Here is a 14,792-nt window from a genome sequence, read left to right as displayed (position 1 = left end):
ACCCTCTAAGCAACGAAAGGCCGCTCCCGTGCCGGTCGGCAAGGACAGTCCTCGGCAGCGCTACCGCCACCACGTACGCACGGAGATCAAGCAGGCCGCGCTGCGGCAGATCGGCGACGGCGGGCCCGCGTCGCTCAGCCTCAACGCGATCGCCAGGGAGCTGGGGGTCACCGGACCGGCGCTCTACAAGTACTTCGGCAGCCGGGACGCCCTGCTCACCGAGCTGATCCTGGAGGGCTACGAGAGCGTCGCCGCCGCCGTACGGGCCGAGGCCGCCCGCACCGCCGAGAGGCCGGCGCGGGAGCGGCTGCACGCGCTGGCCGGCGTGTACCGGAAGTGGGCCGTCGACGCCCCGCACCTGTACCAACTGCTGGCGGGCTCGCCGTCGCCCGGCTACGAGGCCCCGGCCGAGACGGTCGACAGCGCGCGGGCGGTCCTCGGCCCGTTCCTGGGGGTGCTGGCGCAGGGCTCCGCCCGGCCGGCTTCCGACGCGCTGGAGGCCGAGCTGCGGGCCTGGGCGGAGAGCACACCGGCGGTTGCCGACTGGGTACGGGAGAACGCCCCCGACGCGGATCCCGGCCGGGTCCTCGCGGGCTCGGTCGTCGTCTGGTCGCGGATGCACGGGGTGGTCAGCCTGGAGATCCAGGGGCAGTTCGGGGGCATGGGCCACCGTGGGAGCACCCTGCTCGCGTCGGAGATCGACGCCCTCGCCGACGCGATCGGCCTGCCGCCGAGCCCGAAGGGCTGATCGACGTGACGAGCGGGGGGTCGGAGCCGGGCCACGGCCCCGACAGGGGCCCCGCCGCTGCCCCGGACCCACCGCTCGGGAAGTGGGAACCCGCGCAACCGGCCGAGGTGGCGCTGCTGTTCTCCGGTCTGCGCGACCCCTGGTGGATCGCGGGCGGCTTCGCGATCGAGTTCGCCGTGGGCCACGCCTTCCGGACCCACGGCGACATCGACGTCCTGCTGCTGCGCCGCGACCAGCTCGCCGCGCAGCGGGCGCTGACGGGCTGGGAATGGTGGGCCGCCGATCCCCCGGGCACGCTGCGCCCATGGGCGCCCGGCGAGATCCTGCCGGTCGGCGTCCACGACATCTGGTGCCGGCCAGGGCCCCGCGCGCCCTGGCGCATCCAGGTCATGCTCGACGAATCGCACGGTCCGGACTGAACGTCGCGCCGCGACCCCCGCGTGCGGCGCCCCGTCGCCGACCTGGGCCTGACCACCGCCGGAGGGGTGCCCTACCTGGCACCCAAGGTGCAACTAGTGTCAACATCGGGTTGACACCCTCGATTCTGTCAACCTAAGGTTGACACATGACGCACCCCATCCGGCTCGACGATCTGATCGAAGCCATCAAGAAGGTTCACACCGACGCTCTCGACCAGCTTTCCGACGCGGTCATCGCCGCGGACCATCTCGGCGACGTGGCCGACCATTTGATCGGTCACTTCGTCGATCAGGCACGACGCTCCGGTGCCTCCTGGACCGACATCGGGCGCAGCATGGGGGTCACCCGGCAGGCCGCACAGAAGCGGTTCGTCGCGAAGACCCCCGGCGAGGGGTCGGACCTCGACGCCAGTCAGGGGTTCAGCCGCTTCACCGACCGGGCCAGGAAGGTGGTGATGGCCGCACAGGAGGAGTCCCGCGCCGCGGGCAACGACCAGACCCGGCCGGAGCACCTCACGCTCGGGCTCCTGAGCGAGCCGAAGGGCATCGGCGCGCGTGCGATCGTCGCGCAGGGCGTGACCCCGGAGGCCGTACGCGAAGCGGTCGAGGCAATCCTGCCGCCGGCCGTTCCGAGCGTGCCCGAACTGATTCCGTACGACGCGGGCGCGAAGAAGGCCCTGGAACTCACCTTCCGCGAGGCCCTGCGGATGGGCCACAACTACGTCGGGACCGAGCACATCCTGCTCGCCCTGCTGGAGTTGGAGGACGGCAAGGGGGTGCTCAGCGGACTCGGTGTCGACAAGTCGGCCGTGGAGGCGTTCACGTCCGAGGCGCTGGCCGCCATCATCGCGGCACAGGAAGACGAGTAGTCCGCGAGAAGCAGTCCGCGACGGAAGGCTCACGGTACGGCCGGTCCCGGCGCGCCCACGGAGGGGGTGCGCCGGGACCGGCCGGCCGTGCATGCCCGGCGCGACTTGTCAGGGGGCGTACCCGTCAGGGGCGTCCCGCCGCCGGGACCTCCTCGCCCGCCGGGACCGGCCCCGGCGGTGTGCCGTCCCCGAAGGGCCGGCCGCCCAACTGCTCGCGGTGGTGAGGTGTCAGCCAACCGGAGAGATCGGGCCCCAGAGGGACGATGCGGGTGGGGTTCACCCCGGTGTGCACCATGTAGTAGTGCCGCTTGATGTGGTCGAAGTCGACCGTGTCGCCGAAGCCGGGCGTCTGGTAGAGATCCCTGACGTACGCGTGGAGGACGGGGTCCTCGGCCACCTTGTGGCGGTTGCACTTGAAGTGGCCGTGGTAGACGGCGTCGAAGCGCACCAGCGTGGTGAACAGCCGGATGTCGGCCTCGGTGATGGTGTCCCCCACCAGATAGCGCCGGCCTGCCAGCCGCTCGGACACCAGCTCGAGCCGGCGGAACACATCACGGTACGCGCGCTCGTACTCGCTCTGCTCCGGCGCGAAACCGGCCCGGTACACACCGTTGTTGACGTCCCGGTAGATGCCCTCCATCACCTCGTCGATCTCGTCACGCAACGGCTCCGGGTAGAGGTCTGGTGCTCCGGGCCGGTGCAGCTCCGTCCACTCGGTGGCGAGGTCGAGCGTGAGCTGCTGGAAATCGTTGGTGACGAGTTTCCCGCTCGGTACGTCCACGATCGCCGGCACGCTGACGCCACCGGGATAGTCCGTCTCGCGTGCGTCGTACGCCTCGCTGAGGTAGCGGATGCCGAGGACGGGATCGCGACCGCCGGGATCGAGGGTGAAGCGCCAACTGCGGTCGTCCTGGATCGGATCGGTGACGGCGAGGGAGAGCGCGTCCTCCAGACCGAGCAGCCGGCGCGACACGAGGGCGCGGCTCGCCCACGGGCAGGCCCGGCTCACCACGAGCCGGTAGCGGCCCACCTCGACCGGCCAGCCGTCCCGGCCGTCGGCGGTGACGCGGTCGGCGAAGTGACTCCTGGATCGCTTGAAGGCCTTTTTGCCGTACGCGGCGTTCCCTTCCGTCCCCTCGTTACCCGTCCCCTCGTCTCCCGTGCCCTTGCCTTCCGTACCCTTCCCGTCCGTCTTGTCGGTTTCCGTGGCGCCGGTCGAGTCGCTCATGGCCATCCTTCCCCGGTTGGGCCCCCGCCGAGAGCCCGGGGCCGGACCTCGATCATCGACGGACCGCTCTTCCGGGCTCAGTTCCACGCTGTCCAGCACGCGCGGAAACACACGTACGGAGGCGCGGGTACAGGGTGAAGGCGATGGGGCGAGGCCGGTCTATAGTTCTTGATCGCTTCCTCCTCACGCACCATGGAGAGGTTTTCCGCCCCATGAACGCAGTCAGTGACACCGCCGGTGACGACAATCGCGCGTTTCTCGATCGCACCGCCGATCGCCTCGCCGCCCTGCCCGCCGTCAGAGCCGTGACGCTCGGCGGCTCACGTGCCCAGGGCACCGAACGGCCGGACAGCGACTGGGACTTGGCCGTCTACTACGAAGCGGGGGGCGCGGAGGTCTTCGACCCGGCCGATCTGCGGGCCGTGGGCTGGCCCGGTGAGGTCTCCGAGATCGGCGGCTGGGGCGGCGGAGTCTTCAACGGGGGCGCGTGGCTGACGGTCGAGGGCCGCAGTGTCGACGTGCACTACCGCGATCTCGCCGTGGTGGGGCACGAACTGGCCGAGGCGGAACGGGGCCGTTTCCATCTGGAGCCGCTGATGTTCCACCTCGCCGGCATTCCCAGCTATCTGGTCGTCGCCGAACTCGGTATCAACCGGGTGCTGCGAGGTGAACTGCCCCGCCCCGAGTATCCGGCGGCGCTGCGCGAGACGGCGCCCGAGCGCTGGCTCGGCAACGCGCGCATGACGCTCGGATACACGAAGGCCAACCATGTCCCGTACGGGCGGCTGACCGAGGTCGTCGGCAATCTCGCCATCGCCGCGACGCAGACGGCGCACGCCGTGCTGGCGGCGCGCGGCGAGTGGGTGACGAACGAGAAGACTCTGCTGCGGCGGGCGGGGCTGCGGGACGTCGACATGATCACGTCGGAGCTGAGCACCGACCCCGGGGAGCTGGCGGGTTCGATCGCCGAGGCCGAGGCCCTGTTCGCCTCGGTGTCCGCGTACTGAACTGGCGAACTGAGCGAACTGAGCGAACCGAGCTGCCCGAGCGGTCTCAGTGCTCAGCCCGCCGCAGCCATACGGCGGTGTCCGCCGGCAGCCGCCCCTCGTCCGTCAACCGCCCGCTCGTCAGCACCACTTCCGCGGTCCCGTAGCCCTCGGGGAGCGGGAGTGGGTCCGGGCCGAAGTTGACGGCGCACAGCAGCCCGTCGCCCCGGTCGAACGTCAGGTGCGACGCGCCGGGCGGTGACAGCAGCCGCAGCGCGGACCCGTCCGCCACCGCCCGCGAGGAGCCGGAGCGCCGCAGCCGCAGCGCCGCGCGGTACAGCTCCAGCATCGACCCGGGATCGTCGCGTTCGGCGTCCGCCGTCAGACCCTCCCACCCCTCCGGCTGCGGAAACCAGCAGTCGGCCGAGGGAGCCGAGGAGAATCCGTACGGCGGACTCCCGCCCTCCCAGGGCAGCGGGACACGGCAGCCGTCCCTCCCCCGCTCGACGCCTCCCGACCTCCGCCACACCGGGTCGCGCAGCCGGTCGTCCGCCAACTCCACCTGCGGAAGGCCCAGTTCCTCGCCCTGGTAGACGTACGCCGTACCGGGCAGGGCCAGCATGAGCAGCGCGGCGGCGCGCGCCCGCCGCACCCCGGCCGGCCCGCCGCCGTAGCGGGTGACCGGGCGGACCGCGTCATGGCTGGAGAGCACCCAGGTCACGGGGGCGCCCACGGCCGCCATGGCGTCGACGGACTCCGTCACGACGGCGCGAATCGCGGCCGGCTCCCACGGGCACTCCAGGAAAGCGAAGTTGAAGCTCTGCCCCATCTCGCCGGGGCGTACGTAGCGCGCGAGCCGGGCGGGGTCGAAGACTGCCGCCTCGGCGACGAGCAGCCGCTCCCCCGGCGGCACGGAGCCCGGCGGTCCGGCGGGGTGACCGGCGAGCAGGGCGTGCCAACTCCGGTAGAGGGGGTGCAGTTCCTCACGGTCGTAGTACGGCATCAGGTGGTTGCGCGCCGGGTCCTGGTGCTGGCCGGGGCCCGCGTCCGGCAGGGCGGGGTCCTTGAACAGCGCGTGCGCGACATCGACACGGAAACCGTCCACGCCGTGGTCCAGCCAGAAGCGCAGGATCCGCTCGAAGTCGGCGACCACATCGGGGTGGTGCCAGTTGAGATCCGGCTGCTCGGGCGCGTGCAGGTGCAGATACCAGTCGCCGTCGCGCGTACGCGTCCACGCGGGCCCGCCGAACGCGGATCGCCAGTCGTTGGGCGGCTCCTCGCCCCGTACGCCGCGGCCCGGCCGGAACAGATAGCGGTCCCGGACCGCGCCGCCCGCCGGCGCCGCCAGTGCCTCGCGGAACCAGGGGTGCGCGTCGGAGGTGTGGTTGGGGACGAGGTCGACCAGCACCTTGAGGCTCAGCGCGTGTGCCCGCTCCGCGAAGGTGTCGAAATCGCCGAGGGTGCCGAGATCGGGCGCGACGGCGGTGTGGTCGGCAATGTCGTAGCCCGCGTCCGCGAGCGGGGAAGGGTAGAACGGCGTGAGCCATACGGCGTCCACTCCGAGGTCGCGCAGATACGGCAGCCGGGCGGTGGCACCCGGCAGATCGCCGATGCCGTCGCCGTCGGAGTCCGCGAAGGAGCGGGGGTGGATCTCGTAGCAGACGGCGTCCCGCCACCACGGCCGCCCCACGCCCGCCCCGACCGTCCCGCCCGGAGCGGGCAGGGTCATACGACGCGCTCCAGCCGGGCGACACCGATGTGCGCGTCGGCCATCCCGTAGAAGACGTGCCGCACCCCGTCGAACTCCTCGATCGCCGTGGGGAACACGACGTTCGGTACGGTGCCCGAGCGCTCCTCCTCCGTCTCCGGCGCCATCAGCGGTTCGGCCGAGCGGGCCAGCACCACGGCCGGGTCGGCGGGGTCGAGGATCATCGCGCCGGCCGCGTAACTGACCTGCTGGTTCTGCGCGAAGGGGTCGTCGATGGTGCCGGAGACACCGTGGTGGATGAGCAGCCAGCCCTCTTCGACGCGGATCGGCGCGGGGCCCGCGCCGATCTTCAGGCTCTCCCACGGGTACGCGGACAGCGCGACCAGCCGGTGGTCCCGCGGCCGGGTCAGGGCGGTGATGTCGCGCTCGACCTCGGCGGCGGGCACGTAACTGATCCAGATGCCGGGCCGCTCGTCTGTCAGTCCGGCCGGCAGGTGGACGCCCTCGCCGGGGCGGAACCAGCCGAGGTCCCACATCGGGCGGTGCAGCATCGCGTACGCCGGCTCGCCGTCCGGCCCCGGGACCGGCTCCGGGAAGTGCACGACGTCCTTGTTGGGGAAGAGGTTGAGGTCGGTGTCCAGGTCCGGCTGGTAGCCGAACTGGACCGGGCCGAGCCGCCGCCAGTGCGTAAGGTCGTCGGAGACGGCGAGTGCGGGCTTCGGGCCGAGGGGGCCGTAGGCCACGTACGACATGACGTGCAGCCCGAGAGCCGGGATCCAGGTGACGCGGGGGTCCTCGACGCCCGCGTTGTTCTTGCCGCGCTCCCAGCCGGCGTCGGGGGCGAGAACGACGCCGCGCCGTTCGACACCTGTCGGGACGCCGTCGGTGAGGACGACCTCGGCGAGGCCGACACGTGAGACGTTGCCCGCGGACACCAGGCGTGGCAGCAGATGCGGTGTGCCGTCGGGTGTCCGGCCGGAGGCGGGGTTGAGGACTCCCTCGGCCTCGTTCGCCTCGCCGGGCACGGGTGACATCACCACGCCCTGCCGCACGAGGCGGTAGGGAATCGTGGTGTCAGGGGTGCGGGGGGAAGTGGTGGCGTTGTGGTGCACGGTGGGTCAGCCCTTTGTTCCGGAGTCGATGTCGGTCTGGGTGAAGTGGCGCTGGAAGAGCAGGAAGAGGACGACGGCGGGTACCGCGAGGACGCAGGCGCCCGCCATGAGGGCGCCGGTCGGGTTGGCGACGGTGCCCTGGAGGTTGCTCATGAATCCCGCGAGGGACACGGCGAGCGGCTGCATGTCCGCGTTCTTCGTGACGAGGAACGGCCAGAGGAATTCGTTCCACGGTCCGATGAAGGTCAGCAGGGCGCCGCTGAGCAGCGCGGGCCTGACCATCGGGATCGCGATCTGCCACAGGATGCGCGGTTCGCTCGCGCCGTCGATGCGGGCCGCCTCGAAGAAGGTGGCGGGGATCTGGAGGAAGAACTGGCGGAAGAGGAAGACCGCGGTCGAGTTGATCGCGAACGGCAGGATCATCCCGAGGTAGCTGTCGCCGAGCCCGTAGTCGCGTACGACCAGGACGTACAGGGGCAGCATCAGCAGTTGGAAGGGGATGGTCTGGATGAGGAGCAGTACGGCGAAGAGTGTTCCTCGGCCGCGGAACTGGAGCCGGGCGAGGGCGTATCCGGCGAGTACGCCGAAGACCATCGTGCACAGCAGCACGCCCATGGTGAAGACGCCGGAGTTGACGAGTGAACGGCCCAGCGAGATCGCGCCGTTGATGCTCTCGTAGTTGCCGGTGGTCGTGTTGCCGGGGCGTGGGAGCGCGCCGTCGAGGTCGCCGCTGGTGACCTTTCCCAGCGAGCCGACGACCATGTAGTAGAAGGGGAAGAGGAAGGCGACCGCACCGAGGGTGAGGACGGCGAGGCGCAGCGGACGGCCGCCGCCGACCATGGCGCGGTGCACGATGCCCCGGTGGGGGCGGCGGTCTCCCGGAGGCCCGGCGGGGACGGGTGCGGTGGCGGGTCCCGTGGCGGGGGTGGCCGTGCCGGCGCTCATCACTCGGCTCCCTTCTCGGTGAACTTGCGGGCGACCAGGGCGAGTACGACCACGAAGACGACGAGCACGACACCGAGCGCCGCGGCAAAGTCGGGGTGGGCCTGCTCGATGCCCTTCTGGTACATGACCAGGACGGGCGACGACGAGGCGTGGTCGGGCCCGCCGCCGCCGGTGAGCAGATAGGGCTCGCTGAAGAGGTTGGCGCCGGTGATGATGGCGAACACCGTGACGAGGGTGGTGGCGTGGCGTACGCCGGGCACGGTCACCGACATGAAGGAGCGGACGCGGCCGGCGCCGTCGATGGACGCGGATTCGTACAGCTCCCTGGGGACGCTCTGGAGCGCGGCGAGGTAGAGCATCACGAAGAAGCCGAGCTGTTTCCAGGTGACGAAGACGGCGATCACCGGCATCGCCAGGCTGGAGTTGACCAGCCAGGACGGGTCGGGGGCGAGATCGCCGAGGACGGTGTTGAGCAGTCCGTCGCTGCCGAAGATGTACTGCCACACGGCGACCAGTGCCACGCTCGCCGTGACGTACGGCAGGTAGTAGGCGGCCCGGAAGAAGGAGCGGAAGGGCAGCTTGGCGTTGAGCGCGCTCGCCAGGACCAGCGCGAGCACGACCGTCAGCGGCACGTTGATCACGAGGAAGATCGCGATGTTGAGGAAGGACCGCTGGACGACCGGATCGCTGAACACGTCCTGGTAGTTGCGCAGTCCGACCCAGGGGGTGTCGATGTCGGTGCCGGGCGCCGTGAAGTAGAAGCGGTGGAACGAGATCCAGATCGTGTAGCCGAGGGGGACGGCGAACACGGCGGTGACGAACAGGACGTACGGCGAGACGAAGAGGGCGCCGATACGCGGCGGGCGGAGGCGCCAACGGGTGCGGGGGGACGCGCTCTTCGGGGCGGGGATGCCGGTGGTGCTCATACGGGCCTCAGTCCTCAGTACTCGTCGAGGAGGGATGTGATGTCCCGCGAGAGCCGGGGCAGCTCCTCGCCGGTGGGTTCGCGGCCGAAGACGACCGAGCGGGTCCAGCCGTCGCGCAGCGCCTGCCAGACGTCGATGGAGCCGGCGACGGCGGGGACCTCGACGGTCCGGTCGGCCTGGTCGGCGAACTCCTTGTAGTCGGGGTTCTCGGCGAACCAGTCGGCGTAGGTGCGCAGGAGGTCGGGCCGCATCGGCATCTGTCCGGTGTCGGCGAGGAAGGCGCCGTCCTGCTCGCGCGACGTCGCGAACTTCATCAGGTCCCAGGCGGTGGCGCGGTTCTCGCAGGCGCTGAACATCGCGACGGACTTCTGGTCGCTGAAGGTGGAGATCTCCGAGGCGGGGCGGCCCTGCGAGGTCGGCACCGGGACCACGCCCCAGTCGATGCTGTCCTTGTACGTGGCGACGGCCCACGGTCCGACGGTCGACATGGCGGTCTTGCCGCCGCCGAGCGCGTCGCCGGGGAAGGTCTCGTTCGGGGCGAGCTTCTCCCGGTAGATGGTCCGCCAGAAGTCGAAGACGCGCTTGCCGGCGGGGCTGTCGAACTGCGGCTCACCGTTCTCGACGAGGGATTTCCCGCCGGTCTCCGCGATGAACGCCGGATAGAAGTCGAACCAGGACTGGAAGAACTCGGAGGTCGGCGCGGGCCAGATCGCCGCGTCCGCCGCGCCGCTGTCGACGATCTTGCGTGAGCTGTCGAGGAACTCGTCGTACGTCGCGAGCTTCGGGTTCTCGGGGTCGAGTCCGGCCTTCCGGAAGATGTCCTTGTTGTAGAGGATCATCACCGGATTGCTCTTCCAGGGCAGCTGGTAGTAGGAGCCGTCCTCGAAGCGGTACTGCTCGGCGCGGGGGCCGGTGCGGGACTCGATGTACTTCGCGCCGTCGGGGAAGTCGTCCAGCGGGACGAGTCCGGCCTGCTTCTGGAACTGCGGCACGGACGCGGGCGAGGTGTTGAAGACCAGGCAGGCGCTGTTGCCCGCGATGATCGACGCGCTCAGCGCCTCTTCGGAGGTCTTGCCCGCGGGTATCTGCTGGGACTTGACGTGCTGGTCGGGGTGGGCCTTGTTCCAGCTCGCGATCATCTTCTCGCCCCAGGCGACCTCCTGGGCGTTGTTGGAGAGCCATACGGTGATGGGTCCGCGCGCACCGGCCGCGCTCACGCTGTCGGGGCCGGAGCGGGAGCACGCGGCGGCGGTGCCGGTGAGGGTGAGCGCGAGCAGGACGGCCGCGGCCTTCGTACGGGATGTGCTCAGCATGGCGTCTCGCTCCGTACGGTCGTCGCGGCCGTGGTGATCGGGGTCGCGGTGCTCGTGGTTACGGTGATCGGGGTCGGCGCGTCGGTGTCGGCGGCGCCCGGCGCGGGGCCCATGGAGCCGCGCCGTACCAGCTCCGCCGGGGGCAGCGCGACGTCGTCGGCCCGCCCCTTCGCGATGACCTCGTCCAGGGCGCGGACGGCGGCGGCTCCCCAGCCGAGGGCGTCGGCGCGCGCGGAGGCGAGCGGCGGGTGGGTGTACTCGGCGAGCGGGGTGTCGTCGTAGCCGACGATCGACAGATCGCCGGGGACGGACAGTCCCAGCCGCTGCGCGACGGCGAGACCGGCGGTCGCGGAGAGGTCGTTCGCGTAGATCACGGCCGTGGGGCGGCGGTCCGGGGCGAGTGTGAGCAGTTCGCGGGTGGCGAGGGCGCCGCCCGCGGCGGTGAAGCCGCCGGGCAGTACGGGCCCCTCGGGCAGTCCCGCCTCGCGCATGGCCAGCTCCCACGACTCGCGGCGGCGGCGGGCGTGGCGGAATTCCTGCGGTCCGGCGACGTGCGCGATACGCCGGTGGCCCAGGGCGGCCAGCTCCCGTACGGCGGCGGCGAAGGCGGGCCGGTCGTCCAGTCCGACGGCGCACAGTCCGCCCGCTCCGCCGGGGTCGCCCACCACGACGGCGGGCAGGCCGAGTTCGCCGGTCAGCGCCGGGCGCGGGTCGTCGACGCGCAGGTCGGTGAGGAGTACGCCGTCGACCCGGCGGTCGGCGGCGAGCCGGCGGTAGGTGGCTTCCTCGTCGGCGGGCTCGGTGACGTGCAGGACGAGGGCGTCGCCGCGGCGGGCGAGTACGGATTCGATGCCCGCGATGAAGGCGGGGAAGAACGGGTCGGCGCCGATCGCCGCGGTGTCCCTGGCCAGTACGAGTCCCAGCGCCCCGGCCACCCCGCGCGACAGGGCCTGGGCGGGCCGGCTGGGCCGCCAACCCAGCTCCTGTGCCGCCGCGAGAATGCGCCGCTTGGTCTCCTCGGCGAGTCCGGGCCGGTCGTTCAGGGCGAAGGAGACCGAACTGCGTGACACCCCGGCCCGCTTGGCCACGTCGGCGATCGTCGGACGCCGGTCCATGGAGCCCCTCCCTCACTTCTTTGTGACGACGAGTGTGCTGACGACGAGTGCGATGGCGAGTACTCCGGCGACGACATCGGCTTCGACATCGATTGTTTAAACCGGTTTAACTCGAACGTAATGGCAGTACTGAAGCGGTTTAACGCCGGGGATGTCAAGGGTCGGGACGACATCGGACGCACGGTGACCGCTCACGGCCGCCACGAGCAGCGCCCACGGCCGGGGCCCCTCATATGCCGCACACAACTCCGTCCCGGATGGCGCAACACCAGGAGGTGTGGATTGGTTGGAGCAACGCGTGCGTGCTGATCACGCACCGTGACAACCACGGTGTGTGCCGCCCGTGAAGTTCGACCCGAGGGAGCCGCACCATGCCGCTCGACCCAACGACCCCCACCGACGGCGACCACCACGAGGAACAGCCCCACCCCGAGGTGGCGGAGCGTGCCGGGTCGCGGGACCCGATGTCCGGGTCCGGCGAGGAGCCCATACGCAAGTTGCTCTGGACGGCCGCCACGTACCGGCCGCTGGAGGAGGTCGCCGCGCTGGTGATGCTGCTCAAGCGGACCGGCGAGGTGCCCAACCCCGGTGACGAGGCCCTTCGGGTCGCGGCCGTGGCCCGTCCCATAGACGAGGTCATGCGGCTCGTCGCCATGCTGAACGAGCCGCCGCACGAGATCGACGAGGCCGACACGACACTGCGTGCCGCGGCCGTCGGCAGACCGATCGAGGAGGTGGCGCAGTTGGTGTCGTACCTCGGCACCCACGAGAACGAACCGCCCTTCGCGACCGTCCACAGGAACCCGGAACACGGGGAGCCGGTACCGACGCTGTTCGAGCACCCCGACGAACGCGACCCGCGCGACGCGTACCCCGGCCCCGCTCAACTCGCCCATCACGCGGCCCGAGTCGCCCGCGACCCGGAGCCCCGCCTCGCGCCGTGGACGAGCGCCCCCGCCGGTCCGCCCCCCGAGGTCCCGCACCCGGCCCCGGTGGCCGGCCGCACGGTGTCGACAGCCCTGCGCTCCCCGCTGCGTTGGCCCGCGGCCGCCGCGCTGCTGGCGTGCGGTGTGATCCATCTGCCGACGGACTTCGCCGGTGTGCGGTCCGGCGGGTACGCGGACGCGGTCTCGCTCGTCGTCACCGTGTTCTGTCCGGTGTTCGGACTCTGGCTGGCGGCGGCCGACTCGGCGCGGATCTGGGCGGCGGGCGCGGCCACGGCAGTCGGGATCATCGCGGCTCACACACTGTCGGGCCTCGGCACCTTCGATCCGCTGCGGAGCAGTCTGAGCGCCGGCTTCGCCTGGGCGAGTCTCGCGGCGCTGGGCTGCGCGGCGCTCGCCCTGGTGCTCGCGGGCACGGTTCTGACGCTTCGCCAGAAGAGCGCGCGGAAGGCCGCACGGAAGTCACCGCGGAAGGCCGCACGGAAGGCGCCACGGAGGTCTTCACCGGCGCGGGGCGTCACCAACGACGTCTGAGAATCCCCTCCTAGAACCCCGTCCCCCGTTCGCGGTCTGTCACCGGCCACGAGCGGGGGACGGCCCTGTCACGCCCCTCCTTCACCCGGCCGACCGGCCCGGACCGTGACGTACGAGCGGCCCAACTGATCGTTCACACAGGACTCTTGACGTGAACGCGGCGGCCTGTATGGTCTAGTCCAAGTGGTAAAGACCTTTGCCGAATGCACGCGCTATTCAGTGCCTTCGGACAAGGCTCCACGCCACGGCCCTTCGCGCCTCTTGGCCCCACCCCTGAGAGGCCGGCCCGAGCGTACTCGCGTCCCCCCACGGACCGGTATGCCCGGGAAGACCTGATGTGAAGGAGTAACGCATGCATTCGAAAAGGAAGATGGCCGTCGCCCTCGGTGCGGTGATCGCGCCGATCGTCGCGATAAGCCTTCCCGCTGGTTCCGCGAGTGCCCACGGCTACATCTCGGACCCGCCGAGCAGGCAGGCCCAGTGCGCCGCCGGAACCGTAAGCTGCGGTGACATCAAGTACGAGCCCCAGAGCGTGGAAGGCCCGAAGGGTCTGACCAGTTGCAGCGGCGGGAACTCCCGCTTCTCCGAACTGGACGACGACAACAAGGGCTGGGCGGTGACGCCGATCGGCTCAAGCCAGAACTTCAACTGGAAGATCACCGCTCGGCACGCCACCAGCACGTGGCAGTACTTCGTCGGCGGCCAGAAGGTCGCGGAATTCAACGACGGCGGCGCGCAGCCCGGCGCGACGGTCACCCACAACGTCAACTTCGGCGGCCTGTCGGGCAAGCAGGAGATTCTCGCGGTCTGGAACATCTCGGACACCGTGAACGCGTTCTACGCGTGCATAGACGTGAACATCGGCGGCTGACGAATTCTCCCGCGGGGCCGGTAACCACGATCCCCCCGCCGAAGAATCACTGACCGCTCGAACGTCTTCCACCGGCGCCCTCCCTGCTCCGGACCGTGTCCGTTCCTCGCGTCGGTGAGCCCCTGACCTGCCAGAAGGGGCTCGCCGGCGCCGCTCCACCCACCCCCCACACCTGGGCCGCGGCGCGTTCCGAGGCCCTTCCAAGGAGTGAATCCCTTGCGTAAGCGCCTTATCGGCCTGCTCGCCGCCACGGCATCGGCCGCCGCTCTCTCCCTGACCTCGCTCGCCCCCATGTCGTCGGCGGCCGAAGAGGGCAAGGCCGACTTCGTCGTCAGCGAGTCGCAGTTCAACCAGATGTTCCCGAACAAGAATTCCTTCTACACCTACGGCGGGCTGAACGCCGCGCTGAGCGCGTACCCGGGATTCACCGGGACGGGCAGTGACACCGTCCGTAAGCAGGAAGCCGCCGCATTCCTGGCCAACGTCGGGCACGAGACCGGTGGACTCGTGCATGTCGTCGAACAGAACACGGCCAACTACCCGCACTACTGTGACGCTTCACAGCCTTACGGCTGCCCGGCGGGCAATGACAAGTACTACGGCCGCGGGCCGATCCAGCTCAGCTGGAACTTCAACTACAAGGCGGCCGGGGACGCGTTGGGCATCGATCTGCTCAACAATCCCGACCTCGTGCAGAACGATTCCGCCGTCGCGTGGAAGACCGGCCTCTGGTACTGGAACACCCAGAACGGTCCCGGCACCATGACACCGCACAATGCCATGGTGAACGGCGCCGGATTCGGAGAGACGATCCGCAGCATCAACGGCAGCATCGAGTGCAACGGTGGAAACCCCGCCCAGGTGCAGAGCCGCATTGACAGCTACCGTCAATTCGCCGGAATCCTCGGCGTGGATCCGGGTGGCAATCTCAGCTGCTGAACCGGCTCCTGAGACAGGGACGGGGGGTGGCACCGCCGGGGGCGGCGGGGGCCCCCCCCCCCGGGGGGACCCTTTCGCCGAGGGGTTGCCCCCCGGTCGCTCACACCCCCCGGGCCAGCCGCCCCCCACCGTCTG

13 protein-coding genes and 1 pseudogene are annotated in these 14,792 nt (G+C 70.6%); 7 read left to right on the top strand and 7 right to left on the bottom strand.

Annotation, left to right across the window (positions count from 1 at the left end):
- Positions 1 to 28: 28 nt before the first annotated feature.
- The 3 genes and pseudogenes from ACFWHU_RS24980 to ACFWHU_RS24970 all read left to right on the top strand — a co-directional run bounded on the left by ACFWHU_RS24980 (position 29) and on the right by ACFWHU_RS24970 (position 2,036).
- A complete protein-coding gene (locus tag ACFWHU_RS24980) occupies positions 29 to 748 on the top strand; it encodes a TetR/AcrR family transcriptional regulator (RefSeq protein WP_387227308.1) in 720 nt (239 codons plus the stop codon).
- A 107-nt stretch (positions 749 to 855) separates the two neighbouring features.
- Positions 856 to 1,263 (top strand): annotated as a pseudogene (locus tag ACFWHU_RS24975) (nucleotidyltransferase domain-containing protein); the annotation flags it as partial.
- A gap of 50 nt (positions 1,264 to 1,313) precedes the next feature.
- Positions 1,314 to 2,036: a Clp protease N-terminal domain-containing protein gene (locus ACFWHU_RS24970; protein ID WP_387227306.1), complete on the top strand. Its 723-nt coding sequence runs from the start codon at positions 1,314 to 1,316 to the stop codon at positions 2,034 to 2,036.
- Between the two features lie 124 nt (positions 2,037 to 2,160).
- Here the strand turns inward: ACFWHU_RS24970 and ACFWHU_RS24965 are convergent, their stop codons facing one another.
- A complete protein-coding gene (locus ACFWHU_RS24965) occupies positions 2,161 to 3,264 on the bottom strand; it encodes a glutathione S-transferase family protein (protein ID WP_387227304.1) in 1,104 nt (367 codons plus the stop codon).
- A gap of 212 nt (positions 3,265 to 3,476) precedes the next feature.
- Between ACFWHU_RS24965 and ACFWHU_RS24960 the strand changes: the two genes are divergently transcribed.
- Positions 3,477 to 4,271 (top strand): nucleotidyltransferase domain-containing protein, encoded by a 795-nt coding sequence (locus tag ACFWHU_RS24960; protein ID WP_385800363.1) that lies wholly within the window; start codon positions 3,477 to 3,479, stop codon positions 4,269 to 4,271.
- A gap of 46 nt (positions 4,272 to 4,317) precedes the next feature.
- Here ACFWHU_RS24960 and ACFWHU_RS24955 read toward each other — a convergent pair whose 3' ends face one another.
- The 6 genes from ACFWHU_RS24955 to ACFWHU_RS24930 form a co-directional block, all read right to left on the bottom strand.
- Positions 4,318 to 5,979, bottom strand: coding sequence for a glycoside hydrolase family 13 protein (locus ACFWHU_RS24955; protein ID WP_387227301.1), 1,662 nt, complete (start codon positions 5,977 to 5,979; stop codon positions 4,318 to 4,320).
- The gene (locus ACFWHU_RS24950; RefSeq protein WP_385800389.1) at positions 5,976 to 6,992 is read right to left on the bottom strand and encodes a glycosidase; all 1,017 of its coding nucleotides are present in this window, start codon (positions 6,990 to 6,992) and stop codon (positions 5,976 to 5,978) included. The genes ACFWHU_RS24955 and ACFWHU_RS24950 overlap by 4 nt, the downstream gene beginning before the upstream one ends.
- A gap of 84 nt (positions 6,993 to 7,076) precedes the next feature.
- On the bottom strand, positions 7,077 to 7,910 hold the full coding sequence (locus tag ACFWHU_RS24945) for a carbohydrate ABC transporter permease (RefSeq protein WP_329039831.1): 834 nt from the start codon (positions 7,908 to 7,910) through the stop codon (positions 7,077 to 7,079).
- Positions 7,911 to 8,014: 104 nt separating this feature from the next.
- Positions 8,015 to 8,941, bottom strand: a complete 927-nt coding sequence (locus ACFWHU_RS24940) for a carbohydrate ABC transporter permease (RefSeq protein WP_385800367.1) — start codon at positions 8,939 to 8,941, stop codon at positions 8,015 to 8,017.
- 14 nt (positions 8,942 to 8,955) lie between these two features.
- A complete protein-coding gene (locus ACFWHU_RS24935; RefSeq protein ID WP_387227299.1) occupies positions 8,956 to 10,254 on the bottom strand; it encodes an extracellular solute-binding protein in 1,299 nt (432 codons plus the stop codon).
- The gene (locus ACFWHU_RS24930; protein ID WP_385800371.1) at positions 10,248 to 11,369 is read right to left on the bottom strand and encodes a LacI family DNA-binding transcriptional regulator; all 1,122 of its coding nucleotides are present in this window, start codon (positions 11,367 to 11,369) and stop codon (positions 10,248 to 10,250) included. Before ACFWHU_RS24930 ends, ACFWHU_RS24935 begins: the two co-directional genes overlap by 7 nt.
- A 371-nt stretch (positions 11,370 to 11,740) precedes the next feature.
- Between ACFWHU_RS24930 and ACFWHU_RS24925 the strand changes: the two genes are divergently transcribed.
- The 3 genes from ACFWHU_RS24925 to ACFWHU_RS24915 all read left to right on the top strand — a co-directional run bounded on the left by ACFWHU_RS24925 (position 11,741) and on the right by ACFWHU_RS24915 (position 14,657).
- Positions 11,741 to 12,847: a hypothetical protein gene (locus ACFWHU_RS24925; RefSeq protein ID WP_387227297.1), complete on the top strand. Its 1,107-nt coding sequence runs from the start codon at positions 11,741 to 11,743 to the stop codon at positions 12,845 to 12,847.
- Positions 12,848 to 13,199: 352 nt separating this feature from the next.
- Positions 13,200 to 13,718 carry a lytic polysaccharide monooxygenase auxiliary activity family 9 protein gene (locus tag ACFWHU_RS24920; RefSeq protein ID WP_385800375.1) on the top strand — a complete coding sequence of 173 codons (519 nt, stop codon included), beginning with the start codon at positions 13,200 to 13,202 and terminating at the stop codon, positions 13,716 to 13,718.
- 216 nt (positions 13,719 to 13,934) lie between these two features.
- The gene (locus tag ACFWHU_RS24915) at positions 13,935 to 14,657 is read left to right on the top strand and encodes a chitinase (protein ID WP_385800377.1); all 723 of its coding nucleotides are present in this window, start codon (positions 13,935 to 13,937) and stop codon (positions 14,655 to 14,657) included.
- Positions 14,658 to 14,792 lie beyond the last annotated feature (135 nt).

It is taken from the genome of Streptomyces sp. NPDC060366, assembly GCF_042725135.1.
Taxonomy (GTDB): Bacteria; Actinomycetota; Actinomycetes; order Streptomycetales; family Streptomycetaceae; genus Streptomyces.
Note: the sequence above shows the minus strand (reverse complement) of the source record. Positions and strands in the feature narration are given on the sequence as shown.

Coding starts and splice junctions, on each gene's coding strand:
- ACFWHU_RS24955 (WP_387227301.1), bottom strand. CDS start 5,979: ATGACCCTGCCCGCTCCGGGCGGGACGGTCGGGGCGGGCGTGGGGCGG.
- ACFWHU_RS24920 (WP_385800375.1), top strand. CDS start 13,200: ATGCATTCGAAAAGGAAGATGGCCGTCGCCCTCGGTGCGGTGATCGCG.
- ACFWHU_RS24960 (WP_385800363.1), top strand. CDS start 3,477: ATGAACGCAGTCAGTGACACCGCCGGTGACGACAATCGCGCGTTTCTC.
- ACFWHU_RS24930 (WP_385800371.1), bottom strand. CDS start 11,369: ATGGACCGGCGTCCGACGATCGCCGACGTGGCCAAGCGGGCCGGGGTG.
- ACFWHU_RS24965 (WP_387227304.1), bottom strand. CDS start 3,264: ATGAGCGACTCGACCGGCGCCACGGAAACCGACAAGACGGACGGGAAG.
- ACFWHU_RS24970 (WP_387227306.1), top strand. CDS start 1,314: ATGACGCACCCCATCCGGCTCGACGATCTGATCGAAGCCATCAAGAAG.
- ACFWHU_RS24940 (WP_385800367.1), bottom strand. CDS start 8,941: ATGAGCACCACCGGCATCCCCGCCCCGAAGAGCGCGTCCCCCCGCACC.
- ACFWHU_RS24950 (WP_385800389.1), bottom strand. CDS start 6,992: ATGTCACCCGTGCCCGGCGAGGCGAACGAGGCCGAGGGAGTCCTCAAC.
- ACFWHU_RS24925 (WP_387227297.1), top strand. CDS start 11,741: ATGCCGCTCGACCCAACGACCCCCACCGACGGCGACCACCACGAGGAA.
- ACFWHU_RS24945 (WP_329039831.1), bottom strand. CDS start 7,910: ATGGTCGGCGGCGGCCGTCCGCTGCGCCTCGCCGTCCTCACCCTCGGT.
- ACFWHU_RS24935 (WP_387227299.1), bottom strand. CDS start 10,254: ATGCTGAGCACATCCCGTACGAAGGCCGCGGCCGTCCTGCTCGCGCTC.